The organism is Pectobacterium colocasium (assembly GCF_020181655.1).
GTDB lineage: Bacteria > Pseudomonadota > Gammaproteobacteria > Enterobacterales > Enterobacteriaceae > Pectobacterium > Pectobacterium colocasium.
The window spans coordinates 2,186,331-2,211,773 of sequence record NZ_CP084032.1 but is presented as its reverse complement, the minus strand read 5'-3'; the positions used below and the strand labels follow the sequence as shown (position 1 = coordinate 2,211,773).

The 25,443-nt window shown below is 51.2% G+C and carries 24 protein-coding genes and 1 tRNA gene; 10 read left to right on the top strand and 15 right to left on the bottom strand.

Annotated features, from left to right (window positions below; all coding sequences use genetic code 11):
* Window positions 1–4: 4 nt before the first annotated feature.
* The 5 genes from ruvA to aspS form a co-directional block, all read right to left on the bottom strand.
* Window positions 5–622: a Holliday junction branch migration protein RuvA gene (gene ruvA / locus LCF41_RS09945; RefSeq protein ID WP_225087903.1), complete on the bottom strand. Its 618-nt coding sequence runs from the start codon at window positions 620–622 to the stop codon at window positions 5–7.
* A gap of 91 nt (window positions 623–713) precedes the next feature.
* On the bottom strand, window positions 714–1,235 hold the full coding sequence (ruvC, locus tag LCF41_RS09940; protein ID WP_225087902.1) for a crossover junction endodeoxyribonuclease RuvC: 522 nt from the start codon (window positions 1,233–1,235) through the stop codon (window positions 714–716).
* A gap of 63 nt (window positions 1,236–1,298) precedes the next feature.
* A complete protein-coding gene (locus LCF41_RS09935; protein WP_015840062.1) occupies window positions 1,299–2,042 on the bottom strand; it encodes a YebC/PmpR family DNA-binding transcriptional regulator in 744 nt (247 codons plus the stop codon).
* 23 nt (window positions 2,043–2,065) lie between these two features.
* Entirely contained in the window at window positions 2,066–2,509 is a 444-nt protein-coding gene (nudB, locus tag LCF41_RS09930) for a dihydroneopterin triphosphate diphosphatase (protein WP_225087901.1), read from the bottom strand.
* Between the two features lies 1 nt (window position 2,510).
* Window positions 2,511–4,307 (bottom strand): aspartate--tRNA ligase, encoded by a 1,797-nt coding sequence (aspS, locus tag LCF41_RS09925; protein ID WP_225087900.1) that lies wholly within the window; start codon window positions 4,305–4,307, stop codon window positions 2,511–2,513.
* Window positions 4,308–4,764: 457 nt separating this feature from the next.
* Here aspS and LCF41_RS09920 point away from each other — a divergent pair, with 457 nt between their 5' ends.
* From LCF41_RS09920 to cmoB, 5 genes are all read left to right on the top strand, one after another.
* Window positions 4,765–5,982 carry an EAL and HDOD domain-containing protein gene (locus tag LCF41_RS09920; protein WP_225087899.1) on the top strand — a complete coding sequence of 406 codons (1,218 nt, stop codon included), beginning with the start codon at window positions 4,765–4,767 and terminating at the stop codon, window positions 5,980–5,982.
* 89 nt (window positions 5,983–6,071) lie between these two features.
* A complete protein-coding gene (locus LCF41_RS09915) occupies window positions 6,072–6,884 on the top strand; it encodes a DUF72 domain-containing protein (protein WP_225088143.1) in 813 nt (270 codons plus the stop codon).
* 154 nt (window positions 6,885–7,038) lie between these two features.
* Window positions 7,039–7,434 carry an MAPEG family protein gene (locus tag LCF41_RS09910; RefSeq protein ID WP_225087898.1) on the top strand — a complete coding sequence of 132 codons (396 nt, stop codon included), beginning with the start codon at window positions 7,039–7,041 and terminating at the stop codon, window positions 7,432–7,434.
* Between the two features lie 170 nt (window positions 7,435–7,604).
* Entirely contained in the window at window positions 7,605–8,348 is a 744-nt protein-coding gene (gene cmoA / locus LCF41_RS09905; protein WP_225087897.1) for a carboxy-S-adenosyl-L-methionine synthase CmoA, read from the top strand.
* The gene (cmoB, locus tag LCF41_RS09900; protein WP_225087896.1) at window positions 8,345–9,331 is read left to right on the top strand and encodes a tRNA 5-methoxyuridine(34)/uridine 5-oxyacetic acid(34) synthase CmoB; all 987 of its coding nucleotides are present in this window, start codon (window positions 8,345–8,347) and stop codon (window positions 9,329–9,331) included. Before cmoA ends, cmoB begins: the two co-directional genes overlap by 4 nt.
* A gap of 165 nt (window positions 9,332–9,496) precedes the next feature.
* Here the strand turns inward: cmoB and cutC are convergent, their stop codons facing one another.
* Together cutC and LCF41_RS09890 are read right to left on the bottom strand one after the other, a co-directional pair.
* Entirely contained in the window at window positions 9,497–10,255 is a 759-nt protein-coding gene (gene cutC / locus LCF41_RS09895) for a copper homeostasis protein CutC (RefSeq protein ID WP_225087895.1), read from the bottom strand.
* Window positions 10,256–10,664: 409 nt separating this feature from the next.
* Entirely contained in the window at window positions 10,665–11,213 is a 549-nt protein-coding gene (locus tag LCF41_RS09890) for a VOC family protein (protein WP_225087894.1), read from the bottom strand.
* A gap of 658 nt (window positions 11,214–11,871) precedes the next feature.
* Between LCF41_RS09890 and argS the strand changes: the two genes are divergently transcribed.
* Window positions 11,872–13,602 (top strand): arginine--tRNA ligase, encoded by a 1,731-nt coding sequence (gene argS / locus LCF41_RS09885; RefSeq protein WP_225087893.1) that lies wholly within the window; start codon window positions 11,872–11,874, stop codon window positions 13,600–13,602.
* A gap of 215 nt (window positions 13,603–13,817) precedes the next feature.
* On the opposite strand, the gene murJ is transcribed toward argS, so the two are convergent.
* From murJ to rimJ, 4 genes are all read right to left on the bottom strand, one after another.
* Entirely contained in the window at window positions 13,818–15,353 is a 1,536-nt protein-coding gene (gene murJ / locus LCF41_RS09880) for a murein biosynthesis integral membrane protein MurJ (RefSeq protein ID WP_225087892.1), read from the bottom strand.
* A gap of 127 nt (window positions 15,354–15,480) precedes the next feature.
* Window positions 15,481–16,446, bottom strand: coding sequence for a Gfo/Idh/MocA family protein (locus LCF41_RS09875; RefSeq protein ID WP_225088142.1), 966 nt, complete (start codon window positions 16,444–16,446; stop codon window positions 15,481–15,483).
* A 29-nt stretch (window positions 16,447–16,475) separates the two neighbouring features.
* The gene (locus LCF41_RS09870) at window positions 16,476–17,114 is read right to left on the bottom strand and encodes a YceH family protein (protein WP_225088141.1); all 639 of its coding nucleotides are present in this window, start codon (window positions 17,112–17,114) and stop codon (window positions 16,476–16,478) included.
* 9 nt (window positions 17,115–17,123) lie between these two features.
* A complete protein-coding gene (gene rimJ, locus LCF41_RS09865) occupies window positions 17,124–17,708 on the bottom strand; it encodes a ribosomal protein S5-alanine N-acetyltransferase (RefSeq protein ID WP_225087889.1) in 585 nt (194 codons plus the stop codon).
* Window positions 17,709–18,023: 315 nt separating this feature from the next.
* Between rimJ and mdtH the strand changes: the two genes are divergently transcribed.
* The 3 genes from mdtH to LCF41_RS09850 all read left to right on the top strand — a co-directional run bounded on the left by mdtH (window position 18,024) and on the right by LCF41_RS09850 (window position 20,825).
* Window positions 18,024–19,229, top strand: coding sequence for a multidrug efflux MFS transporter MdtH (gene mdtH / locus LCF41_RS09860; RefSeq protein WP_225087888.1), 1,206 nt, complete (start codon window positions 18,024–18,026; stop codon window positions 19,227–19,229).
* A gap of 181 nt (window positions 19,230–19,410) precedes the next feature.
* On the top strand, window positions 19,411–20,058 hold the full coding sequence (gene grxB / locus LCF41_RS09855) for a glutaredoxin 2 (protein WP_225087887.1): 648 nt from the start codon (window positions 19,411–19,413) through the stop codon (window positions 20,056–20,058).
* 200 nt (window positions 20,059–20,258) lie between these two features.
* Complete coding sequence (locus LCF41_RS09850; RefSeq protein ID WP_225087886.1) at window positions 20,259–20,825, top strand: lipoprotein; 567 nt, start codon at window positions 20,259–20,261, stop codon at window positions 20,823–20,825.
* Between the two features lie 78 nt (window positions 20,826–20,903).
* Here the strand turns inward: LCF41_RS09850 and LCF41_RS09845 are convergent, their stop codons facing one another.
* Both LCF41_RS09845 and LCF41_RS09840 read right to left on the bottom strand, forming a co-directional pair.
* Window positions 20,904–21,482, bottom strand: coding sequence for a TorD/DmsD family molecular chaperone (locus LCF41_RS09845; RefSeq protein ID WP_225087885.1), 579 nt, complete (start codon window positions 21,480–21,482; stop codon window positions 20,904–20,906).
* Window positions 21,483–21,545: 63 nt separating this feature from the next.
* Window positions 21,546–22,283 carry a phosphatase gene (locus LCF41_RS09840; RefSeq protein WP_225087884.1) on the bottom strand — a complete coding sequence of 246 codons (738 nt, stop codon included), beginning with the start codon at window positions 22,281–22,283 and terminating at the stop codon, window positions 21,546–21,548.
* A gap of 279 nt (window positions 22,284–22,562) precedes the next feature.
* Here LCF41_RS09840 and LCF41_RS09835 point away from each other — a divergent pair.
* Window positions 22,563–22,652 (top strand) — tRNA-Ser (locus LCF41_RS09835).
* A 623-nt stretch (window positions 22,653–23,275) separates the two neighbouring features.
* On the opposite strand, the gene LCF41_RS09830 is transcribed toward LCF41_RS09835, so the two are convergent.
* The gene (locus LCF41_RS09830) at window positions 23,276–24,835 is read right to left on the bottom strand and encodes a methyl-accepting chemotaxis protein (RefSeq protein ID WP_225087883.1); all 1,560 of its coding nucleotides are present in this window, start codon (window positions 24,833–24,835) and stop codon (window positions 23,276–23,278) included.
* 428 nt (window positions 24,836–25,263) lie between these two features.
* Window positions 25,264–25,431 (bottom strand): ribosome modulation factor, encoded by a 168-nt coding sequence (gene rmf / locus LCF41_RS09825; protein ID WP_010276992.1) that lies wholly within the window; start codon window positions 25,429–25,431, stop codon window positions 25,264–25,266.
* Window positions 25,432–25,443 lie beyond the last annotated feature (12 nt).

The following is a 25,443-nucleotide window of genomic DNA, read 5'->3' as shown; positions in this document are numbered from 1 at the left end:
TACCTCACAGCGCCGCGCGCAGTGCATCCCTGATCAGGGTTTCACAGTCAGCGTCGGGACGCGCAATCTTGGAAATCATGCGGCTGGCTTCCTGCGGTTTATAGCCCAACGCAACCAATGCGGCGGCGGCTTCCGCTTCAGGATCGCTGGTGCGGCTCTCTGCGCTCGCAGGCGACGCCAGCGGAATATCACTGACAGGATTAAACAGATCGCCGCTCAAGCCCTTGAAGCGATCTTTCATTTCAACAACCAGTCTTTCCGCCGTTTTCTTACCGACACCAGGGAGCTTAACCAGCGCACCGATTTCTTCACGCTCAACCGCGCTGACAAACTGCGTCGCGGACATGCCTGAGAGAATCGCCAGCGCCAGCTTCGGCCCAACGCCATTCACTTTGATCAGCTCACGGAACAGCGCCCTCTCCTGCTTATCATTAAAACCGAACAGCAGTTGCGCATCTTCACGGACAACGAAGTGGGTAAAAATAATCGCTTCCTGATTGAGCTCAGGGAGTTCGTAAAAGCACGTCATCGGCATATGGACTTCGTAACCCACGCCGTTAGCTTCTATCAGCACCTGCGGCGGCTGTTTTTCCAGGATAATGCCTCTGAGACGACCTATCACGTTGCGCTTCCTTTTACTTAGGGAATGAATGGCTTGAAGTATGACGAGTATATAACATAAAAAAGGCTGGATGAATATCCAGCCTCCTGTTTCAGCGCAGTCGTCCTGCCAGCGGATTCGCTTTCGCCGCCGATGTACGCAGCAGACTTTGACTAAAGTGGCAATGGGTGATGGCAATCGCCAGCGCGTCGGCGGCATCCGCCTGCGGGCTGGCCGACAATTTCAGCAGCGAGCGAACCATATGCTGCACCTGCTTTTTATCCGCCGCACCCGTCCCTACCACGGTTTGTTTAACCAAACGCGCGGCGTACTCAAATACCGGCAGATCCTGATTCACCCCTGCGACGATAGCCACACCGCGCGCCTGCCCCAGTTTCAAGGCCGAATCTGGGTTTTTCGCCATGAAAACCTGCTCAATCGCCATACAGTCTGGGCGAAATTGCGTGATGATTTCACTGACGCCAGCGTAAATCAGCTTCAGTCGCGTGGGCATATCATCCACCACGGTACGGATACAGCCGCTGCCGAGATACGTCAGATGACGCCCCTGCTGACGAATAATGCCATAGCCCGTCACGCGCGAACCGGGGTCAATGCCGACTATTATTGTCATCGTGCCGCTCCGCCGATTCGCCCGTGTAGATAGCCGTTGCTACTCTGCATTACCGACCTGCCATTACAGCAGTTCAGCCACCTCATCGGAGATCTCACCGTTGTGGTAAACCTCCTGCACATCGTCGCAATCTTCCAGCATGTCGATCAGACGCATCAGCTTCGGTGCCGTTTCCGCATCCATATCCGCTTTGGTGGACGGGATCATGGAGACTTCAGCCGACTCCGCTTTCAGACCCGCCGCATCCAGCGCATCTTTCACGTTACCGAACGTTTCCCACGGCGTGAAGACGTCAATTGCGCCGTCATCGTACGTCACGACATCGTCCGCGCCCGCTTCCAGCGCCGCATCCATCACCGCATCTTCATCCAGACCTGGCGCGTAAGAAATAACGCCTTTCTTGGTGAAAAGGTACGAAACGGAACCATCAGTTCCCAGGTTACCACCGGTTTTTGTAAACGCATGGCGTACTTCGGAAACGGTGCGGTTACGGTTATCACTCAGGCACTCCACCATGACAGCCGTGCCGCCCGGGCCGTAACCTTCATAAATGATGGTTTCCATGTTGGCATCTTCGTCACCGCCGACGCCACGGGCAATCGCGCGGTTCAGGGTATCGCGCGTCATGTTGTTGGACAGTGCTTTATCGATCGCGGCGCGCAGACGTGGGTTAGAACCCGGATCGCCACCGCCCAGACGGGCTGCGGTAACCAGTTCGCGGATAATCTTGGTAAAGATTTTACCGCGTTTGGCGTCCTGTGCTGCTTTACGATGCTTTGTGTTAGCCCACTTACTATGACCTGCCATAAAAATCTCCGAAAAAAGCCTGTTCAGGCCGGATAAATAACAAATTCCTCAATCGCCTGCCGGTTGCTCCAGGACTTGGTCAACTGTGCCGCGTGGGGCACATCCAACCACAGGTAGGCAAGATGCTCGGATAATTGCACCTCGCGCTCAGCAGGTAACGCCAGACAAAACCAATATTCGGTATTGTGCGTTACTCCCGGCGCATAGCGACGTCTCAAATGAGCAAATAGCTCAAACTCAATACAGCGCTGACAATCAAAGAGTGATAACGCTTCTGCGGATATATCAATGTTAACTTCTTCTTTGACTTCACGCTGTGCGGCATACGGCGCACTTTCCCCTTCTTCTATGCTGCCGGTTACCGACTGCCAGAATTCAGGATCGTCACGCCGCTGCAACATCAGCACCCGCCCAGTGTCACGGGCATAGATCACCACCAGAACCGAAACGGGTCGCTTATATACCATCTTATTCGTTCTCGGATTTTCCATCCTGAGCCGCTTTCCCTTTTACGACAACCGCAATGGCAAGCTCTTCCAGCGAGGCCGGGTTGGCGAAACTTGGCGCTTCCGTCATCAGACAGGCGGCTGCCGTTGTTTTCGGGAAGGCGATAACATCACGAATGTTATCGGTGCCCGTCAGCAGCATCACCAGGCGGTCAAGACCAAACGCCAGACCGGCATGCGGCGGCGTACCATATTTCAGCGCGTCCAGCAGGAAGCCAAATTTCTCACGCTGCTCTTGTTCGGTAATGCCCAGAATGCTGAACACGGTTTGCTGCATGTCACCGTTGTGAATACGCACAGAACCGCCGCCCACTTCATAACCGTTAATCACCATGTCATAGGCGTTGGCAATCGCCGAAACTGGGTTAGCAGCCAGTTCAGAAGGCAACATGTCACGCGGTGCAGTAAACGGATGGTGCATCGCAGCCAGGCCGCCTTCGCCATCTTCCTCAAACATCGGGAAATCGACGACCCACAGCGGTTCCCAGCTATTGTCTTTCGTCAGGCTCAAATCGCGGCCCAACTTGAGACGCAGCGCACCCAGCGCATCGATCACCACTTTCGCGCTGTCTGCGCCAAAGAACAGGATGTCGCCATCTTGCGCCGCGGTACGATCCAACAGCGCAGACAGGATGTCTTCATTCAGGAATTTCGCGACGGGGCTTTGAACGCCTTCCAGCCCCTTGGCGCGCTCGTTGACCTTAATGTAAGCCAGGCCTTTCGCACCATAGATTTCAATAAACTTGCCGTATTCATCAATCTGCTTACGACTCAACTGCGCGCCGCCCGGAACGCGAATAGCGGCAACGCGGCCTTTGGCATCGTTTGCCGGGCCGGAGAACACTTTAAAGTCGATGTCTTTCACCAGATCGGCGACGTCAACCAGCTCCAGCGGGTTACGCAGATCGGGCTTGTCGGAACCGAAACGGCGCATCGCTTCTGCGAACGTCATGATCGGGAAATCGCCCAGATCGACGCCTTTCACGTCCAGCCACAGTTCACGCACCAGTTTCTCCATCACTTCACGCACCTGAGGCGCGGTCATGAAAGAGGTTTCCACATCGATCTGGGTAAATTCTGGCTGTCTGTCAGCTCGCAGGTCTTCGTCGCGGAAGCATTTGACTATCTGATAGTAGCGGTCAAAACCAGACATCATTAGCAGCTGTTTGAACAGCTGTGGAGACTGCGGCAGCGCATAAAACTTGCCTTTATGTACGCGGCTCGGCACCAGATAGTCGCGCGCGCCTTCCGGCGTCGCCTTCGTCAACATTGGCGTTTCGATATCCAGGAAGCCGTGATCGTCCATAAAGCGGCGAACAAAACTGGTGATACGTGCGCGCGTTTTCAGGCGCTGCGCCATTTCAGGGCGGCGCAAATCCAGATAGCGGTATTTGAGACGGGCTTCTTCGGTGTTGGTTTGATTGGAATCCAACGGCAACGCTTCAGAGCGGTTAACAATAGTCAGCGCACTGGCAAAAATCTCGACTTCACCCGTCGCCATATCTTTGTTGATCTGGCTTTCTGGACGGGCGCGTACCACACCGGTAAGTTGGATGCAGAACTCGTTACGCAGCTCGGATGCCAGTTTAAATGCGTCCTGACGATCCGGATCAAAAAACACCTGAACCAGCCCTTCACGGTCACGCATATCAATAAAAATCAAACCACCCAGATCGCGGCGGCGGTTAACCCAACCGCACAATGTCACTTCCTGGCCCACATGGGACGAATTCAACTGCCCGCAATAATTAGTACGCATCACGATGTCCTTTTACTCATCCGCCAGCTCACACGTTTTCACGGTAGATCACAGTGCAAAAACAGTGGCATTTTCGCTGCACGGCATGGTTTTTCTGGGTTACTGTCCGATGAAAAAAGGCGGCTATTATAAAGGATATTCGCCCGAACGATAAGCATGAAGGTAACGCTCTGCGACGCTGCCGCCTACTCTTTTTACGAAATTTCCGTTCCGGTTAACGGAATGTTCATCAATCAGCATAAAGTTGTTGCAAAAGTGAGCAAAAGAAGAAGCCCGAGTCATCAGCTCAAAGCGGTAAAATTTGCCAGTGTGCATCACATGAGGATTTAGGGAAACCGACCTTCCTTTTTAATAAAACCTGCTAGAATTACCAAGTAATTGCTGATTTTTATAAAAATTTTAATAAAAAGCGCTTTCCACTACTGGCAAATGCGTATGATTTACATGGAGAACAGCTATGTATTCATTTGTTGCCCGTCAACCCATTTTAAATAGCCATCTTCAAACGGTCGCCTACGAGCTCCTTTTTCGCATGGACATCACCAATAAATTTCCTGACGTCAGTCCTGAATTTGCGACCGCACAGCTTATTTCCGATCAGTTCTTAACCAACCCACTAACAAAATCCGTGGTTGAACAACCTTACTACATTAATTTCCCCCATCAACTGCTGATCAATGGTCAGGCAGAGGTCTTGCCACAAGAAAAAGTCGTTATCGAGATTCTTGAAAATTCGCCCCCCAACAACGATCTCTTGGTGGCCGTAAAAAAGCTAAAAAGAAAGGGCTTCAGAATTGCACTGGATGATTTCTCGATGGATTCAGAGTGGGATCGTTTTTTACCTTACGTTGATATCATCAAATTCGATTTAACCCTGTCGACGTTTGATGATATTGAAAACTTCATCAACAGAACCTCGCAGCGTAAATTAACTTATCTGGCCGAAAAAGTAGAAACACATGAGCAATACCTGCAAAGCAAAAAGCTGGGGATCTCACTTTTTCAGGGATATTTTTTCAGCCGTCCTGAAATGATTAAATCGAAGAAGCTGGCCAATAACTCCAGTAATACCATCAGATTACTGAGAGAAGTCAATAAGCCCGAAATCAACTATGCCACGATCGAGGAATTAGTGTGTGCGGATCTGTCGCTTTATTATAAATTGATGCGCCACATCACCAACATCAAATACAACACCCGTTTTGGCATCACCGCAACCTCAATGTCGTTCCGTTCTATGGCCATGCTGCTTGGGCAACGGGAACTCAAACGTTTTGTCTCGTTAATCAGCATTACCAACAGTAATGAAAATAAACCCAGCGAGCTTTATCGAACCAGTTTAATTCGCGCCAGATTCTTCGAATTATTGTATGCCTCTTTTAATGTAAAGGAGGATACCACCGAGGCATTTTTGTGCGGATTATTGTCGCTGCTTGATGCCGTATTAGACTCGCCAATGCCCCTGCTGCTCTCACAAATCGCGCTATCCGAAAAAATTAACCAAAGTTTATTGGATCATACTGGCGAACTCGCACCTTATCTGACGCTAATTTCTAAATATGAACAGCAAGAATGGGAAGAACTTGAACCGCTTTTAACGCAATTAGGTCTCAATGAAGAAGACTTCTTTACCATGATAAGAGAAGCAACGCAGTGGGCCGATGAGATTTTATAAACGATGTCTCCAGCTCACTCGCACGGTGCTGACAATTGCGCGATAATCAGCGCCATTCTATTGAGGTTTAATGACGTGATGGTGCGATGATGTACATCGGATTACCGCAATGGCAGCACCCGGCATGGAGTCGGTTAGGACTCAACGATCTTGCCGATTACAGCCGCTACTTTACCTGCGTTGAAGGCAATACGACCTTTTATGCGTTACCTTCACGTGAGATCGTCGGGCGCTGGCGTGATATGACGCATGACGATTTCCGCTTTTGCTTTAAATTTCCTTCAACGATCAGCCATAAAGCCGCCTTGCAGAACTGTGACAGCGATGTCGGCCTTTTTTATCAATGCATTGAACCCATTGCACACCGTATCGGGCAGCTCTGGCTGCAACTCCCTGCCGCTTTCGGCCCTGCGCAACTCCCCGTTCTATGGCGTTTTCTCGATGCCTTACCGCAGGGATTTGGCTACGGCGTGGAAGTGCGTCACCCGCTATTTTTTGCCAAAGGTGATGAGGAGCGCGCGCTGAATCAGGGATTGCAGCAGCGCGGCATTAACCGCGTGATTCTCGACAGCCGTCCGGTTCACCATGCCGCGCCAGACAGTGCAGCCATGCGTGAGGCCCAGCGTAAGAAACCTCGCGTGCCAGTACACGCCGTGCTCACCGCCACACAGCCGCTTATCCGCTTTATCGGTAGTGAAACGCCGGAAGAAAATCTTCGCTGGTTCGAGTCGTGGCGTAACAAACTGCCGCAATGGAACGAGGCCAATCCCTTCTTCTTCATTCACACACCGGATATTGGTGATGCTCCTCCACTGGCGCAACAGCTTTGGCCGCTACTCGCTGAGATCGACCCAACCTTGCCGCCCCAGCCGGATTGGCCACAGCAGGCAACGCTCTTTTGATCCACCCGCTCAGGCAGGTGTTAGCCCGTTTGGTTATAAACCATTTGGCAACGCAACGCATTTCCGCTAAAAAAATCGGCCTTTATAGGCGACAGTTGCGTTAGGTAAAGCTATTATTCTGCAAGCCGTTTTCGGTTAGGTTACGGAGTAAAACATGGTAAGTGCGCTCTATATCGTGCTTGGCGCAATCTTGTTGATAAAGCTGTCTATTGATGTTGTGAAACTCAGAATGCAGTATCGCGTGGCCTATGGCGACGGCGGATTTTATGAATTGCAAACCGCCATCCGAGTACATGGCAATGCGGTTGAATATATCCCGATTGCGGCGATTTTGCTGGTGCTGATGGAAATGAACGGCGCCCTTGTCATTATGATCCATTTCTGCGGCATCTTATTGATTACCGGACGTTTAGTTCACTATTACGGCCTTCGGCACCGCGAATTTCGCTGGCGGCGTTCAGGTATGGCGGCAACGTATGCCTCGCTTATCCTGATGATTGCAGCAAACCTCTATTACCTCCCCTGGGATCTGGTTTTCACGCTGTATTGATGGCGCGAAACAAGAACGCCAACTGCCTTCCCGGTCGCACGAACATTCCTGCGCCCGGGAATCAAAAGCCGCGTCCATAATCCTACGCCGACACAATGTGAAAGGTGAAGGCTACGGCGTATTCTGCTAGAATACGCGCCTCTTTATTACTCTCAGTACAACTTTCCGCCATGCCAAACCGCGATATGCTTTTTTCTGTGCCAATTGCCAATTTAGGCGACTGGACATTCGACGAACGCGTTGCTGACGTATTTCCCGATATGATCCAACGTTCTGTTCCCGGCTATTCCAACATCATCTCGATGATTGGCATGCTGGCAGAACGCTTCGTCCGTCCAGATAGTCACGTCTATGATCTGGGATGCTCGCTGGGCGCTGCGACGCTGTCCATGCGACGCAATATCTCTGTTCCCGGTTGCAAAATTATCGCGGTCGACAATTCTCCGGCCATGGTGAAACGTTGCCGTAGCCATATCGACGCTTTTCGTTCCGATACGCCCGTCGAGATTATCGAAGCCGATATCCTGAACATTGATATCGAAAATGCGTCGATGGTGGTGCTGAATTTTACGCTTCAATTTCTGGAACCTTCTCAGCGCCAGGTACTTATTGAACGTATTTATCAGGGATTAAATCCCGGCGGTGTGCTCGTCCTCTCTGAAAAATTCAATTTTGCAGACAAAGACGTCGGCGAATTGCTGTTCAACATGCACCTCGATTTCAAACGGGCAAATGGCTACAGCGAGTTAGAAATCAGCCAGAAGCGCAGCATGCTGGAAAACGTCATGCTGACCGATTCGGTAGAAACTCATAAGGCTCGGCTGGCGAGCGCCGGTTTTGAGCATAGCGAAACGTGGTTTCAATGTTTTAATTTTGGTTCGTTATTAGCCGTGAAAGCAGAGGAAAAGGCGTGATCGATTTCGGCAATTTTTATCAGCAAATCGCAAAAGGCCCGCTCAGCCACTGGCTTAACACGCTGCCTTCACAGCTCAGCAGTTGGCAGCAGGAATCCTTGCACGGTAAGTTCAAACTCTGGTTTAACTCGCTGGAACATCTCCCCTCGTTGACGCCAACCGCCCTGGATTTAAACGACAGTGTCACCGCGCGCATGGAACCCGATATTTCCGAGGGGCAACGTGAAGGTATTGAAAAGCTGCTGCGTAACCTGATGCCCTGGCGTAAAGGGCCCTTTTCGCTTTACGGCGTAGATATCAACACAGAGTGGCGCTCTGATTGGAAATGGCAGCGCGTTTTGCCACATATCAGCCCGTTGAAGAATCGTCTGATTCTGGATGTGGGCTGCGGCAGCGGCTATCACCTGTGGCGGATGGTCGGTGAAGGCGCCACGATGGCAGTCGGCATCGATCCGATGCAGCTATTCTTATGTCAATTTGAAGCCGTACGTAAACTGCTTGGTGACGATCAGCGGGCGCACGTTCTGCCACTCGGCATTGAACAACTCCCCGAACTTGCCGCTTTTGACACCGTGTTTTCGATGGGCGTGCTGTATCACCGTCGTTCCCCACTCGATCACCTGTGGCAATTGAAGAATCAATTGGTAGCGGGCGGTGAACTGGTGCTGGAAACCCTCGTCATTGAAGGCGATGAAAACCAGGTGCTGGTGCCAGGAGAACGCTACGCGCAAATGCGCAATGTGTATTTCATCCCTTCCGCGACTGCCTTGACCACATGGCTTGAGAAATGCGGATTTGTTGATGTCCGCGTCGTCGATATTTGCACCACGACAACGCAGGAGCAGCGTCGGACAGACTGGATGATCACAGAATCGCTGGCTGAGTTCCTCGATCCTGAAGATCCGACCAAAACGGTGGAAGGCTACCCCGCACCGGTACGAGCCGTACTGGTTGCTCGTAAACCCGGTATCTACCAGCCCTAAATTACTGTGCTCGACAAAAAAAGCCCCAACAACACGTTGGGGCCTGGTACTTGCCATGCAAACCGAAGGGTATGCTGCGCGGCAAAATTGAAGAATGATGATGCCGTGTTGATTGCGATGCTGTTTACACACTACGTCTATCGCCACCCCACGACATGCCTGAGGTTATGACACGTACTGCATTTCACGATCCGGACTGACCGCCCGTTTCATTGCAGCCACTACATCGCCATCCACGCAATACAGGCTAAATTCATCTAGCTCTGTATCAGAACACATCGACACGCCAATTTTTCGGTAGCGCATAGGGGATGGGGTCCATTGACCAGCGGAACTGTGCAGTTCGCGAATACCGGCCTGCTGAAATTTGTGCAAGTTAGTCAACCGCACGCCAGAGCCCGCCATAATAATTGGACCGCGACTGGCCTGTGTTAGTTCACGCAATAGCCGCAGCCCATTCTCCGCCGTCTGCTGCTGTCCGGAGGTCAATATGCGCGATACGCCGAGTTCAGTGAGTTGTTCCAGCGCAATGTAAGGGTTCAGGCACATATCGAACGCGCGATGAAAGGTTACTGCCATGCCTTGCGCTACCGCCATGATTTCACGCATTTTGGGCAAATCAATATGTCCTTCCTCATTCAGCACACCGACAACGACGCCGGGGAACCCCATTTCGCGAATCTGCTCAATGTCGTATTTGATGGCAGCCAGTTCTGTCGAACTGTAGCAAAAATCACCGCCTCTCGGACGCACAATCGGGTGCACGGGAATCGCGACCTTTTCACGAGCACCACGCAGCGCACCATAGGAGGGGGTTAATCCGCCTTCCCGTTGTCCTGCACAGAGTTCAATCCTGTCAGCCCCAGACTGCGCTGCTGTTATGGCACAATCAACGCTATAACAGCATACTTCCAGTTTCGTCATCGCTGCTCCTCCATGTAAACTCCCAGACTACTTTTCTTAATTAGCGAAGAATCGGCGAATCATCAGGCCGATTAAAGTAATAACTATGGCATTCACATCCATATCGTGAGGAGACAGGAGTCACAATGAGCGCGATAGATTGCCGAAATAAACATGACATAAACCACAGTTTTATTAATCTGTTCTATACCCGTCATACTTCAAATTGCAGGTGCGTTGGCTACGTTCACTCACCCGAATCACTTACTTGTGTAAGCTCATCGGGATTCACTCGCTTGCCGCCTGCCTGAAACTCGAATTATTTAGGGTATACAGTAAAAGAAAATGGCATGAATAACGTGACATGCCATTTTAACTTTCAACCAATGTTATCTTTCTGATTACTCTACGTACACATTCTTCACTATTTTCATTGTGAAGACATTTCGCTCGCGACAACATCGCGTATATCAAATGGATGGAATTTTATTGTCACTTTCCCATTGGTTACCGCCAGCGTCGGATTAGGTATTCGTTCTTTTTCACCTTGTGGAGAACTGAATTTCAGCTTGATACCCGGCGTACGCAGCGCATCATCAGACAAACAGGCCAGCGCACGCTGATGCAGCGTTTCCGCCTCCCCAGGCAGCACCAGTTCTACATGCTCCCATCCTTCATGCGGATAATGTTTTTTCCCCGGCCACGGTAGCTCGATACACGTCATTTCCCAAGGGCCGACCGATATAGCCTTATCCAGTATAAACAAGCAGATTGGGCGACCATTGATCTGGTTTTCAGACAGTAGGCGGCCCGTCTTTAGCAGCGCCGCTTTCCAGGATTCAGCCGTCGTATTTTGGTTACAGCGCAGAGAAATATGGTCAGCATGAAATGCGCCTAAATCCAGCTGTAGTACATCGGCCAATTCCTGCAACGCGTGCTCAAAACGCGCTAAATCCGTTATCAAATCATTGGGTAACATATCGGGTAAAACTCCTCGCGGCATCTCACATTATCACTAACCATTCGCGCGGTGAGAATATCACACCCGTGACACATTCTAATTAAATTCTACTTTTCTTCCTGTACATTTATTTACACCTCCGTTACGTGAAACGCATTAAATGCAAAGAAAAGACAACCATGCTGCTTGATTAATAAACGGAAATATTTTTTACCCGGCGTTAATCTGCGATACTTCTCGCAATCTATTCTGGGAGGAATCTTAAATAAGAGTTACCCCATTGAACGCCTAAAAGAAAACGTATAAATTAAGAAAACAAATAATAACGCAGAGATATCATCATGGTTTTACTCATTATATCCATCGCGCTTATCGCTATTGCGGCATACGCTATTTTTCGTCATTTTAAAACCAGAGACTCACATAAAATTGGTGTAAATAATCGTTCAAGAAAACGTTAAGATCGTAATTTTTATTTATTTTAATTCTACCTCAAGCCACATTTTCTTTTTTGTCGTGTTCTCCTTATCTCTTTTTTCCTTCTCATCGTTCCCTTTTCCTATCCCGCCAGGCGGGCATTTTTTCGCCTGAACATCCCGCTCCCCCTCCCCGTCTGCTGACGAAGAAAGGCAAATATGGTATAAGCAAGGCTTAATTTTTTATTTAAGGTAAACCGGTGAATATTCAGGCTCTTCTCTCCGAAAAAGTCAGCCAGGCGTTAACCGCCGCGGGCGCGCCAGCAGACAGCGAAGCTCAGATTCGTCAGTCGGCAAAAGCACAGTTTGGTGACTATCAGGCCAATGGCGTTATGGCCGTGGCAAAAAAACTGGGCATGCCGCCGCGACAATTGGCCGAAAAAGTCGTCCAGCTTTTGGCGCTGGAGGGCATTGCAGAAAAAACAGAAATCGCAGGCCCGGGATTTATTAATATTTTTCTCGATAAGCAGTGGGTTGCGAGCCAGGTTGAGAACGCCCTGAATGCACCAAAACTGGGTTTAACGCAGGTTGAACCACAAACGATCGTGATTGACTATTCTGCCCCCAACGTCGCGAAAGAAATGCACGTCGGCCACCTGCGTTCGACCATCATTGGTGACGCCGCGGCCCGTACGCTGGAGTTTCTGGGTCACAATGTCATTCGTGCCAACCACGTCGGTGACTGGGGTACGCAGTTTGGCATGCTGATTGCCTATCTTGAAAAAATGCAAAACGAAAACGCCAGCGAGATGGATCTGTCCGATCTTGAAGCCTTCTATCGTGAAGCGAAGAAACACTACGATGAAGACGCCGATTTCGCCGAACGCGCACGCGCTTACGTGGTAAAATTGCAGGGTGGCGATGAATATTGCCGCCAGATGTGGCACAACCTCGTCGATATCACCATGACGCAAAACCAGATCAACTATGAACGCCTCAATGTCACGCTGACCAAGCAGGATGTGATGGGTGAAAGCCTGTATAACAGCATGCTGCCGGGTATCGTCGCCGATCTGAAGGCCAAAGGTCTGGCGGTAGAAAGTGAAGGCGCTACGGTGGTTTTCCTTGATGAATATAAAAACAAGGAAGGCGAACCGATGGGCGTCATCATCCAGAAAAAGGATGGCGGCTACCTCTATACCACAACGGATATCGCCTGCGCCAAATACCGTTATGAAACCCTGAACGCCGATCGTGTGCTTTACTACATCGACTCCCGCCAGCATCAGCACCTGATGCAAGCCTGGACCATCGTGCGTAAAGCGGGCTATGTGCCTGATTCCGTCAGTCTGGAACACCATATGTTCGGCATGATGCTGGGCAAAGACGGTAAGCCATTCAAAACGCGTGCAGGCGGGACGATTAAACTGTCCGAGTTGTTAGATGAAGCCTACGATCGTGCTCTGAAGCTCATCGCAGAGAAAAATCCACAAATGGAAAGCGATGAGTTAACCGCGCTGGCGAAAGTGGTTTCCATCGGTGCGATCAAATACGCCGATCTGTCGAAGAGCCGTACCACGGACTACGTTTTCGATTGGGACAACATGTTGGCGTTTGAAGGCAATACCGCGCCTTACATGCAATACGCCTACACCCGCGTCGCGTCTATTTTCAAGCGTGCAGGCATACAGGAAGACAGCTTAACGCAGCCGATTACGCTGAGCGATGAGCGCGAATTTGCCCTTGCCACGCGTCTGCTGCAATTCGAAGAAACTATCACCACCGTCGCCCGCGAAGGCACACCGCATGTAATGTGTAGCTACCTGTATGATCTGGCAGGTCTGTTCTCTGGTTTCTACGAGCACTGCCCGATTCTCAATGCCGACAGTGACGACGTGCGTCAAAGCCGTCTGAGACTGGCGCTGCTGACGGCGAAAACGCTGAAGCAAGGTCTGGATACGCTGGGCATCGAAACCGTCGAGAAGATGTAAGTCTCCATCGACTGAAAACGGATGCATTGAAACACAAACGCCATTGGTGCTGCCACCAATGGCGTTTTGCGTTACAGGCAAAGACAGTCACGCGGCGATAATGGATAGATCGTAAAGACGCTGTAAATACATCCCTGTACGCTCGGCTTGCGCCATCCATGGCGCAAACGCTTTACTCTTCTATTCCATTATCACCGTTGTATTCAATAACGTTGTTACACGCTACGGCGGGCAAAATCCCGCGGACGGAATCCCAACAGCGCCAGCGTGGCAAAATAAGAGCCCGCCCCCGCGACCACCACCAGCAGCAAACGCAAGATTCGCATCGTCATATTGCCGTCATCCCACGCGGGCATCCACCACAGCATCCCCAGTAAAACCAGCGACATCACGATAACCGCGGCCAGCAGGCGTATCAGAAAACGCCGCCAACCTGGCTGTGGCTGGAAAATATCCTGCTTACGCAGTTGCCAGTACAGCAGCCCTGCATTCAGGCAGGAGGCCAGACCGATGGACAACGCCAGACCGGCGTGTTGCAGCGGGCCGATAAAGATCAGGTTCATCACCTGCGTCAGAATCAGCGTGACTATCGCGATTTTGACTGGCGTCTTGATATCCTGTCGGGAATAAAAGCCAGGTACTAACACTTTAACGACAATCAATCCCATCAGCCCAACCGAGTAAGCTATCAGCGCCCGCTGGGTCATCAGCGCATCAAAGGCGCTAAATTTGCCGTACTGGAACAGCGACACCGTCAACGGTTTAGCCAAAATACCTAATGCGACCGCACTCGGCAGCGCTAACAGGAAACACAGGCGAAGCCCCCAATCCATCAGACGGGAGTATTCATCATGGTTACCACTGGCAAAACTCTTCGCCAGAGACGGAAGTAAGATCGTTCCCAGCGCCACGCCCAGAACACCGGATGGGAACTCCATCAGGCGATCGGCGTAATACATCCATGACACCGCACCTTCACTGAGGAAGGACGCGAAAATGGTGTTGATGATGAGTGAAATCTGGCTTACCGAGACGCCCAGAACCGCAGGCCCCATCAGCTTCATGACTCGCCAGACGCTCGGTTCCCGCCATTTCAGACGTGGCAATACCAGCATGCCAATCTTTTTCAGATGCGGTAGCTGGTAGCCGAGTTGCAGTAAACCGCCAACCAACACCGCCCAGGCCAACGCCATTACCGGCGGGTTAAAATACGGGGCGGCAAACAGCGAGAAGCCAATCATGCTGACGTTAAGCAATGTCGGAGCAAACGCCGGTACCGAGAAACGGTTCCAGGTATTTAGCACCGACCCCACCATAGAGGTCAGCGAAATCAGCAGGATGTAGGGGAACGTGACTCTTAACAGATCCGAGGTAAGTTCAAAGCGCTCTGGCGTCGCGGCAAAACCGGGAGCGGTCACCATAATAACCCAGGGTGCGGCAACCATTCCCGCAACGGTGACCAACGCCAGAATCAGCGTCAGCATACCGGAAACATAAGCGAGGAACGTTCGCGTGGCTTCTTCACCCTGCTGGCTTTTATATTCAGCAAGAATAGGCACAAATGCCTGTGAGAATGCGCCTTCCGCGAAAATCCGCCGGAGCAGGTTAGGCAGTTTGAACGCCACAAAGAAGGCATCCGTCGCCATGCCGGCACCAAAAATACGGGCGACGATCGCATCGCGCACGAATCCTAAAATGCGCGATAGCATGGTCATGGAACTGACGGCAGCCAGTGATTTAAGTAAATTCATCCGATTATGTTCTGAATGGTTCAGGACCGATTAGTAACCCGTTGAGGTCATCCTGATTGCGAGGTGCGACTAGTCTACGCATTGCGCGAGCAATAGCTACCGCGCATTGTCATAACCGCTGAACTTTTCAGCTTTTTCCCAGCAATTTTTCAATCATGCGCTGGGACAGCAACGCCTGGTTACCGGATGTTTCCGCTGGTTTCCGTTGTTCAATCGCCGCCATAAAATGCTGCACCGCACCGACAAATCCGCGCTGTTCCAGCGTGGTTTGCCAGGATGGCACGGCAGGGCGGAGCGTCACACCGTCGCGGTCTTCACGCCATTCACGCATCTCATCCACCTGATAGAGACCGCCATGGGTAACGGCCTGAACCCATTCCCGCTGGCTGCCAGCCTGACGATGCATGCTGGTCGTTACCTGACAGCTACCACTCTGGAAATGGTGCTCGGCATACAGCAGTTGGCCTTCCGCATTCGCATGCAAAACGCCATCAATCAGTTGGACCTCGCCTCCCGCCAGCCAGAGCGCCGTATCCACCACGTGCAGGTAGTCATCCAGCAGAGTAAAACGCACATCCTGCGGCCCAACACCATTAACCCGATGTTTATCCATGCGTAGCGATGCGGGCTGATCCAGCCGCTGTTTTAGCTGCTGATAGCACGGCGCAAACCGACGATTAAAGCCGACCATCAGAATTTTTTGTCGTTGCTCTGCCAATTCAACCAACGCTTCCGCCTGCTCCAATGTCTCTGCCAGCGGTTTATCCACATAAACATCGACGCCAGCTTTCAGCAGTTGGCTCACAACAGAAAAATGGCTGGCGGTGCTGCTGTGCACGAAAACGGCATCACATTGTGCAGCCAGCACGTCCAACGCAGAGAAACTCGTCATCCGATAGTGCTGACAAATCCGCTGTGTCTTTTGCTGGTCGGGAGAAAATGCGCCAACCAATTCCCAGCGTTCGGCTTGGCTAAGAATCGGCAAATACGCTTTCTGCGCGATAGAACCCAGCCCGACAACGCCGATACGGGGACATTGGCTAACACCGCTATTCTCCGAGACGCTTTGCGCAGACGTAAGCTGAGGCTTCATCATTGATTTTTCTCCCTGATACCGATTGATTACGCTAACAGCGCGGCAAGCTGACGTTTGAGTTCAGCGACCTCTTTTTCCAACGCCTCAACCCGTTCGGTCAGCGTATGTGAATCATCGTTTGCGCTTTCCGCATCAAGCGTCGCCGCATCAGTGGCTTCACCGCTGAAAAGGTGTCGATAGCGGCTCTCTCGCTTACCCGCTTCCCGCGCCAGTCGGACGACAAACGGCCCATCGTCGCGCTGCTGTAGTTGTTCAAGCGTGGATTCAGCCTCGCTGACATCTGAAAATTCATACAGTCGGGCCGCGCGCGTACGCAGTTCACCTGGCGTCTGAGGGCCTCGCAAAAGCAGCGTTGTCACCAACGCCACTTCCGCTGGTGACAGTTTCAGGTCGCCAAATTCAGAATTGCAAAAACGATGTTCATACTTCACGACACGATTACCAAAACCGCTGAGCGTGCGCAGAAAATGCTTCTTCACGAGTAAATCCAGCGTTTGCTGCACCTCGCTTTCACTCAGTTCCATCACAGGTTCGCGGTTGGTTTTCTGATTACAAGCCGTGGTGATGCCGTTTAACGACATCGGATATTGATCCGGCGTGGTGATCTGCTTTTCCAGCATGCAGCCAATCACGCGGGCTTCACGAGCATCCAATTGGAATTTCATCATTTTTCCTTAACGCGGAGACTTCCACTCGGCGTTGGTCAGCGCGGTTAATACATGATCCTGCCATTTGCCGTCAATCAGCAGATAATCCTTCGCATAACCCTCACGTTCAAACCCCAAACGTGCCAGCAAATTCCCACTACGCTGGTTATGCGGCATATAGTTAGCCATGATGCGGTGCATATGCTGCTGACGCTGCATATAACGTATTGCCGGTTGCAGCGCTTCGTACATCAGCCCCTGTCCCTGCCATTTTTGGCCAAGCGAATAGCCCAGATAGCAGGCATGAAACGATCCCCGTAGCACGTTGCTGAAATTCGCCACGCCGTACACTTCGTTTTCATTCGGATCCAACAGGAGGAAGTAATAGGCGCTGCCCTGCTTATGCATATCGTTAATCACGCTCAGCCGCGCCTGCCAGCCTGATGGATAGCAATGGCTGGCGTCTCTCACGGGTTCCCACGGCTTAAGGAAATCACGGTTTTCAGAATAGTATTCAGCCAGACGCCATGCATCACGTTCATGGGCCAGACGCACCACCAGCCTGTCGGTTGTCAATTGCACTCTTGCTGGCGTTGAACGATAGCCAAACATTTTTCCCCCTGCCTCTCCATGTTATCGATAAGTAAAATTAATCGCCGCTGAAAAAATCACTATTCCACATAAGCAGAAAATATCGGCATTTCCGATAATCCTTACTATAACCACATAAATTCAGAGACGTAAAATCCTCGTCGCCGAGTTATTGCGCAGTTGAATCAGGAAAGCCATTTTTTCTCGCCGAAATGCTACTCGGATAACGTTAAATCGATAAAAAAATATTATCCAACAATAGGCTATACCAAAGTCGAATTAGAGTACAAAATAGTCACGTCTGTTATTTTCCTCCTTTCTTCGTTGTGGTGAAACATGCCTCTGATGTCGCAAGCTCGGAGCTTGGGTAAATATTTTTTATTACTCGATAATATGCTGGTGGTTCTGGGATTCTTTGTTGTCTTTCCCCTTATTTCCATTCGTTTTGTCGACGATCTCGGCTGGGCGGCATTATTAGTCGGTATCGCGTTAGGATTGCGCCAGTTTATTCAGCAAGGGCTCGGTATTTTCGGCGGGGCCATTGCTGACCGTTTTGGTGCCAAACCGATGATTATTACCGGGATGCTGCTACGCGCCTCCGGTTTTGTGTTCATGGCAATTGCCGACGAGCCTTGGCTACTCTGGCTGTCTTGCGCACTGTCCGGTCTCGGCGGCACGCTCTTCGACCCGCCGCGCACCGCACTGGTTATCAAACTGGTGCGCCCGCAGGAACGTGGCCGTTTTTACTCGCTGTTAATGATGCAGGACAGCGCAGGTGCCGTTATCGGCGCCCTTATCGGCAGTTGGTTGCTCCAGTACGATTTTGAGATCGTCTGCTGGGCGGGTGCCGTCATCTTCGTGCTCGCGGCAGCGCTCAATGCCTGGCTGCTGCCAGCCTATCGCATCTCAACGGTCAAAACGCCGATAGTGGAAGGTTTGACGCGCGTTATTCGCGACCGTCGTTTTCTCATGTATGTATTAACCCTAACAGGCTACTACATGCTGGCCGTGCAGGTGCTGTTAATGCTGCCGATTATGGTCAACGAAATCGCCGGAACGCCGTCTGCGGTGAAATGGATGTACGCCATTGAAGCAACGCTGTCGTTGACGCTGCTGTACCCTATCGCCCGCTGGAGTGAGAAACGTTTCCGGCTGGAACAACGTCTGATGGCGGGGCTTTTTATCATGTCCGTCAGCATGTTCCCCATTGGGATGACAACAGAACTGCAAACCCTGCTGCTGCTAATCAGCCTGTTTTACGTTGGTTCGATTATCGCCGAACCCGCGCGTGAAACCTTGAGCGCCTCGCTGGCGGATTCCAGAGCCAGAGGGAGCTATATGGGGTTCAGTCGGCTTGGGCTGGCGCTCGGTGGTGCGATTGGTTATAGCGGCGGCGGTTGGCTGTTCGATACCGGACATGCGTTGAACCAGCCGGAACTGCCGTGGTTCATGCTCGGTACTATCGGGTTCCTGACGTTAGCCGCCCTGTATTGGCAGTTCAATCAACGCCGCATAGAGCCTGCGATGTTGGGTGGTCATTAGTCTGAATTTTACCGGCGAGTTTGATCTCGTCGGTAAAGCCCTCCTATACTTTCCTAATACATTCAAACAATTGTTTCGTCGCGAGCCTTCTCGCACGTTCGGTTCACCTTGTTTGATGATGGGTTACACGCGTGGCCGCCCTGCGGTCTTTGTCTAAAACCTGTAATTTAGGAGACGACGTATGAAGCTCTACATTTACGATCACTGTCCCTACTGCGTTAAGGCGCGCATGATCTTCGGCCTGAAGAATCTCCCTGTCGAACTGCAAATACTGGCGAATGATGATGCCGCAACACCAGAGCGGTTAATCGGCCAAAAAATGGTGCCTATTCTGCAAAAAGACGATGGCAGCCACATGCCTGAAAGCATGGACATTGTTCATTTCATTGATCATTATGACCGCAAGCCGCTGCTGACCGGTTCCACCAACCCCGCCATCGCCGCATGGCTGCGTAAAGTTACCGAATATACGCCACGCCTGATTATCCCCCGCTTTGCTCAGGCAGCCTTTGAAGAATTTGCCTCCGCTTCCGCCCGGCAATACTTTATTAATAAGAAGGAAGCCCAGCTAGGCAGTTTTGCCGATCACCTGAGCCATTCTCAGGGGCTGATTAAGAAATTGAACAATGACTTACAGGATCTGGATCCGCTGATTGTCCAACCAAACGCCTGTAACGGCGAGCTATCGACAGATGATATCGACCTCTTCCCACTGCTCCGCTCGCTGTCTATCGTGGCGGGCGTCACGCCTCCTTCGCGCGTTGCAGACTATCGGGATAACATGGCGAAACAGACTCAGGTAACGCTGCTCAGCAGCCTGGCAATCTAATCCTTCGATTTACTCCGCCGCTTCGTCCTGAAGCGGCGTTTCTCTGCTGTTTCAGTGCTATCCTATTGTTTACCCTGTGCATCAGGCGCACGCTGCCGATGCGTAATCGTGTTGGTTGCTAACACAAATAGATTGCCCGTATGAACACACGCCACCGATGGGTGGGTTGTGCGCGTCAATAGCATTAAGAGGTCAGAATAATGAAAAAATCAGGATGGATGGCCGCGGCCGCAGTGCTGCTGGCTTTTACACTCAGCGGCTGTAATAAACTCACGCAATACACGCTCAGTGAACAGGAAGTGAATGAGTACCTGCAAAAACACAATGATTACCAGAAAGAGCTGGGCGTGCCTGGCGTGGTGGATGCGCATATCGTTTTAACCGAGCTATCCAGCCAGATTGGTCGGGCAGAACCGGGGAAAGTCACGTTAGCGGGCAATGCAAAGGTCGATATTTCATCCCTGTTGGGCAATCAGGCCGCCGATATGAAACTGACGCTAAAAGCGCAGCCGGTATTTGATAAAGCGCAGGGCGCGATTTACCTGAAAGACATGGAATTGGTTGATTACACGGTACAGCCTGAAAAAATGCAGACGATAATGAAAACGCTAAGCCCTTACCTCAATCAATCGCTGAAAAGCTATTTTGACCAAAAACCGGCTTACGTGTTGAATGCGGATAAGAGCACAACAGAATCACTGGCGAAGAAGATGGCGAAAGGCATCGAAATCAAACCTGGCCAGATCGTTATCCTGTTTACTGACTAATGCCTACTCGCCGATAGCACACATCGTGTCTGCTATCGGCGTACTCGTTTTCATACTGCGAGGTTTCATACCCGCGGATTATTCTTCTGCTTCCGACTCGTCTTCTTCTTCATCGCTTTCACCCAGTTCATCTCGCATGGCTTCCAGCGCTTCACGGCACACTATTGCCAGCGTACGATAAAATGCGGTGGTGGCGTGGCTTTCCACTTTCCCGAGAAAACGATCGCTCCACGGCAAGAGATACTCATCAAACAGGGTAATCTGCGCCGCCGTTTCGTCTTCTTGTGCCTGATCTTCCAGCCATGACGCCGCAAGAAGCAAGCTGCCGAAATGACCAACCGCGCCGTCATTTAACGGCATACCGCGCTGTTGTAGAAAAGTACGAATTTCCGCATCATCCGCATCGCTGTCATAGGATGAGCGCAGCGGCGACACCGAGCCGTTTTCACTATCAAACAGTGCCTGATAATCCGCCGCCATTGCGGGTAAATCCAATCCCTTTTGCAAACGGGCCAACAAGGCATCCTGCTCCAGCGGCCAATGCTGCGCCAATTTCCCCTCTTTAATCAGCGTGAACAGCGGCGTCAGCAAAGGATCCTGCGGCTGGCGATAAAACAGCGTGCCCAATAGGCGGCACACAATAGAAAACTCGTTCATTGATAACCCTATTTATTTTTAAGTGACGATGCCTTTATGTGACGATCCCTTTAAGTGACAGCGTCACAAATCAGCAAGCTCAGCGATAACCGGCATTCCACGCTGTTCGAGGAAATCCAACACGCGCCGAGGGCTTACATTCAATATCCGATCCTGCGGGAAATTCACTTCCTGCAAAATACGTTCACAGTGGGTAAAGTCTCCCAGAGAAAACGCAATATGGGAATCAGAACCTAAAGAAAGTAATCCACCTGCATCACGAACGGCTTCCGCAATCGCCCGACAGTTTGGTTCACTGCCTTTGCGCGAATGCATGAAAGAGGAGTTATTCAGCTCCAGTGCCACATTGTATTTCGCCGCGGCTTCCGCAATTGCGCGGATATCGACAGGAAATTTTGGGTTACCGGGGTGGCTAATGATATGTGCGTCGCCGCGTGCCATAGTCGCGATCATCGCCGTAGTGTGCGTATCTTTATCCTGTGGTGGAAAAACCGGCTCATGAAAGCCCGCGATAATCACATCCACCTGATCCAACATGGGGCCGGTGCAGTCGATCTCACCTTCAATGTTTTTAATATTCGCTTCGATACCGCGCAGGATACCTACGCCATCAACCAGACGAGGCCAAACGCGCATATTCATGAAGTGCCAGTAATGCGGTGCATCCGCCATATCCGGGCCATGATCGGTAATGGCGAACAGGCGGATATTCTTCTGCTGAGCTTCAGCAATGTAATCATGCAGGGTACTGTAAGCGTGCGTACTGGCAACGGTGTGCATATGTAAATCGACGGGATACATAGATTCTCCTGAGTCAACGTTTGCAAGGCAGCATACCATTTTCAGGGATATTCCGCAGCCAGTGAGCGAAATTACAACGCATGATTAACACAAATGAAACATCAGTTTTTTGCGTCACGACGGGGAATGAATGGAAGGCGAGCGCAAAAACGGTGAGCAAAGCAACAAATTGCGTTAACTTTAGCTAATTGCGCGCATTGAATGCAGAAGTTTGTTGACGCTGTTCGGCAATTTACCTACATTAGCGCCGTCCGCTGAGATGTAAGACGGCGAGACCCCGGTGAGGTGTCCGAGAGGCTGAAGGAGCACGCCTGGAAAGTGTGTATACGTGAAAACGTATCAAGGGTTCGAATCCCTTCCTCACCGCCATATAAAAGAAAACGCCCTTGACGCAAGTTAAGGGCGTTTTCTTTTATGGTGCTGGAACGGATGAGAAGCCTTGACAGGGTTCGACAAAACGACAGGATTGGCGTTTTGGACCGCCACCGGCGGCCCGCAGGGCGAGCGGCAGGACGCCGCGAGTCAATCCCCCCAATATACTCATCCCAAACGCCCTTGACGTAAGTCAGGGGCGTTTTCTTTTATGGTGATGGGACGGATGAGAAGCCTTGACAGGGTTCGACAAAACGACAGGATTGGCGTTTTGGACCGCCACCGGCGGCCCGCAGGGCGAGCGGCAGGACGCCGCGAGTCAATCCCCCCAATATACTCATCCCAAACGCCCTTGACGTAAGTCAGGGGCGTTTTCTTTTATGGTGATGGGACGGATGAGAAGCCTTGACAGGGTTCGACAAAACGACAGGATTGGCGTTTTGGACCGCCAACGGCGGCCCGCAGGGCGAGCGGCAGGACGCCGCGAGTCAATCCCCCCAATATACTCATCCCAAACGCCCTTGACGTAAGTCAGGGGCGTTTTCTTTTATGGTGATGGGACGGATGAGAAGCCTTGACGGGGGTCAGCCGGATACCTGAACCCCGCCAGTTTATGGCAACTATCTTGCCCCCAACGCCAGATAGCTGCCTGCGGATTCATCAACGCGGAACTGTTCAACGGTGCGTGACAGCTCCTGCGCCTGTTCACTCAGCGATCTCGCTGCGGCCAGCGCTTCTTCAACCAGTGCCGCATTCTGCTCAGTGCTTTGATCCATCTGCGATATCGCGAGATTGACCTGTTCAATCCCAGAGCGCTGTTCTGCGCTTGCCACACTGATTTCGCCCATCATAGACGTGACGCGATGCACGCTTTCAACCACCTCATTCATCGTATCGCCCGCCTGCTTCACGAAATCCGTGCCCTCGCCCACCTTGGCCACAGAGTCATCAATCAGGCCTTTAATTTCCCGGGCAGCAGATGCTGAACGCTGTGCCAGCGTGCGAACCTCACTCGCGACCACGGCGAAGCCCCGGCCCTGTTCACCAGCGCGTGCCGCTTCTACCGCCGCATTCAACGCCAGAATGTTGGTCTGGAAAGCTATGCTGTCGATAACACCGATGATATCCACAATTTTGCGTGATGATAGGCTGATGGAATCCATCGTCACGACAACGCGGCTGACAACGTCACCACCGCGCACAGCCACATCCGACGCCGATACCGCGAGTTCATTCGCATAGCGTGCATTGTCCGCATTCTGTTTCACTGTCGCGGTCAGCTGTTCCATTGCCGCCGCCGTCTGTTCTAATGCGCTGGCCTGCGATTCGGTACGAGCAGACAAATCGCCGTTACCTGATGCGATCTGCGTTGAAGCGGTAGCAATGGAATTGGTACTGCTGCGCACCTGATTAACCAAATGAGACAGGTTGTCGCGCATCGCGCGGATAGCGTAAAGAATACTGGTTTGATCGCCCGGCTTTGTTTCAACATCGACGCGTAAATTACCTTCCGCAATTTCGCGTACAACATCCACGGCATACTGCGGCTCACCGCCGAGCTGGCGCATCAGCGTACGCAACATGTTCCACGCAAACGCAGAGATGATTAACAGCAGAACCAACCCTAAGGACAACAGGATCAGTGCATTACGCCAGAATGTTTGCTGGATATCGTCAATGTAATCACCGTAGCCAATCGTCCAATCCCACGGCTCGAATTTCATGACGGCATAAAGTTTCTCAACCTTATTCTGCTGCCCCGGACGCGTTCCTTCTGCAATCACGGTGCCGATCGTATTGCCCTGAAGCGAAGCGCGGTAGCGTTCTCCTGCTTCTTTGCCGCCATTGGCGTCGACGATGCCAATACGTTTAGGGTTAGGATGAACGTAGTTCACATCATTCGTATAACCGCGCACAAAGAAATAGCGATCGCCCTGATGGAAACGGCCGATCGTGCGCTTGGCCTCTTTTTCCGCTTCCTCATGCGACAGTTGACCGCTTTTCTCAAGATCATACGCCTTTTGTGCCGCCGAATGAGCCAGTTCAACTAAGGTAGAAAGCTGACCGATGCGTTCGCTCATCATCGTGTTATAGAGCGTATTCAGCGCTACCGCAGATAAAATTAACATCCCTAATAAGGTTGTACCGCATAGCAGTGCAATTCTGGTTCGTAATTTCACTATATATTTCTCCCTAACCGCTTTTCAGAAAATTCCGAACAAAAAATTACACTACATTGCCGTCCTGAACCATACCATCCAGAGAGTAATGATAGATTTTTTAACAATAAATAATGAAAAATTATCCTATTCGCTCAATTTAAAGACGATATCGAGCAGTAAAGACAGAAAAAAGTGATAAAAATGATCGAAATCGAAATTAACAGGTAAATAACGTTACAGAAATGACCAACGCCCCAGATTGTTATCTGAGGTCCCATCGGTTTGCCGATCGTGTTTATCTATCGCGTTCGTTGATGGTGTTCATGAGTCGTATCTATCGATGGATCGACATCGATGAACAGAGAGAAGAAGAATCAGCGTATTTCGCCGCTAAAAAACAAAAGCCTCCGCAAAAGCGGAGGCGTTCCTTCTAATGACAAGGCGCGCTAAGCGGTAACAGCCCTGTCTTCCATGGCTTTTCGCCAGCCTCCCAACCAGTAAGACCGGGCATTAATAGATTGATAAGGACAAAATTCCTTCGGTCTACCGACAATACCTGCTTGATAACCACGTGAATGAGCCCGTTCCAGGCGATCGCGTTTCTGTCTCTTCATGCCTTATTTCCC

Excerpts from the sequence above, each read along its gene's own strand:
- ruvC (WP_225087902.1), bottom strand. The coding sequence starts at position 1,235 with ATGACAATAATAGTCGGCATTGACCCCGGTTCGCGCGTGACGGGCTAT.
- LCF41_RS09935 (WP_015840062.1), bottom strand. The coding sequence starts at position 2,042 with ATGGCAGGTCATAGTAAGTGGGCTAACACAAAGCATCGTAAAGCAGCA.
- nudB (WP_225087901.1), bottom strand. The coding sequence starts at position 2,509 with ATGGTATATAAGCGACCCGTTTCGGTTCTGGTGGTGATCTATGCCCGT.
- aspS (WP_225087900.1), bottom strand. The coding sequence starts at position 4,307 with ATGCGTACTAATTATTGCGGGCAGTTGAATTCGTCCCATGTGGGCCAG.
- LCF41_RS09920 (WP_225087899.1), top strand. The coding sequence starts at position 4,765 with ATGTATTCATTTGTTGCCCGTCAACCCATTTTAAATAGCCATCTTCAA.
- LCF41_RS09915 (WP_225088143.1), top strand. The coding sequence starts at position 6,072 with ATGTACATCGGATTACCGCAATGGCAGCACCCGGCATGGAGTCGGTTA.
- LCF41_RS09910 (WP_225087898.1), top strand. The coding sequence starts at position 7,039 with ATGGTAAGTGCGCTCTATATCGTGCTTGGCGCAATCTTGTTGATAAAG.
- cmoA (WP_225087897.1), top strand. The coding sequence starts at position 7,605 with ATGCCAAACCGCGATATGCTTTTTTCTGTGCCAATTGCCAATTTAGGC.
- cutC (WP_225087895.1), bottom strand. The coding sequence starts at position 10,255 with ATGACGAAACTGGAAGTATGCTGTTATAGCGTTGATTGTGCCATAACA.
- LCF41_RS09890 (WP_225087894.1), bottom strand. The coding sequence starts at position 11,213 with ATGTTACCCAATGATTTGATAACGGATTTAGCGCGTTTTGAGCACGCG.
- murJ (WP_225087892.1), bottom strand. The coding sequence starts at position 15,353 with ATGAATTTACTTAAATCACTGGCTGCCGTCAGTTCCATGACCATGCTA.
- LCF41_RS09875 (WP_225088142.1), bottom strand. The coding sequence starts at position 16,446 with ATGAAGCCTCAGCTTACGTCTGCGCAAAGCGTCTCGGAGAATAGCGGT.
- LCF41_RS09870 (WP_225088141.1), bottom strand. The coding sequence starts at position 17,114 with ATGAAATTCCAATTGGATGCTCGTGAAGCCCGCGTGATTGGCTGCATG.
- rimJ (WP_225087889.1), bottom strand. The coding sequence starts at position 17,708 with ATGTTTGGCTATCGTTCAACGCCAGCAAGAGTGCAATTGACAACCGAC.
- mdtH (WP_225087888.1), top strand. The coding sequence starts at position 18,024 with ATGCCTCTGATGTCGCAAGCTCGGAGCTTGGGTAAATATTTTTTATTA.
- grxB (WP_225087887.1), top strand. The coding sequence starts at position 19,411 with ATGAAGCTCTACATTTACGATCACTGTCCCTACTGCGTTAAGGCGCGC.
- LCF41_RS09850 (WP_225087886.1), top strand. The coding sequence starts at position 20,259 with ATGAAAAAATCAGGATGGATGGCCGCGGCCGCAGTGCTGCTGGCTTTT.
- LCF41_RS09845 (WP_225087885.1), bottom strand. The coding sequence starts at position 21,482 with ATGAACGAGTTTTCTATTGTGTGCCGCCTATTGGGCACGCTGTTTTAT.
- LCF41_RS09840 (WP_225087884.1), bottom strand. The coding sequence starts at position 22,283 with ATGTATCCCGTCGATTTACATATGCACACCGTTGCCAGTACGCACGCT.
- rmf (WP_010276992.1), bottom strand. The coding sequence starts at position 25,431 with ATGAAGAGACAGAAACGCGATCGCCTGGAACGGGCTCATTCACGTGGT.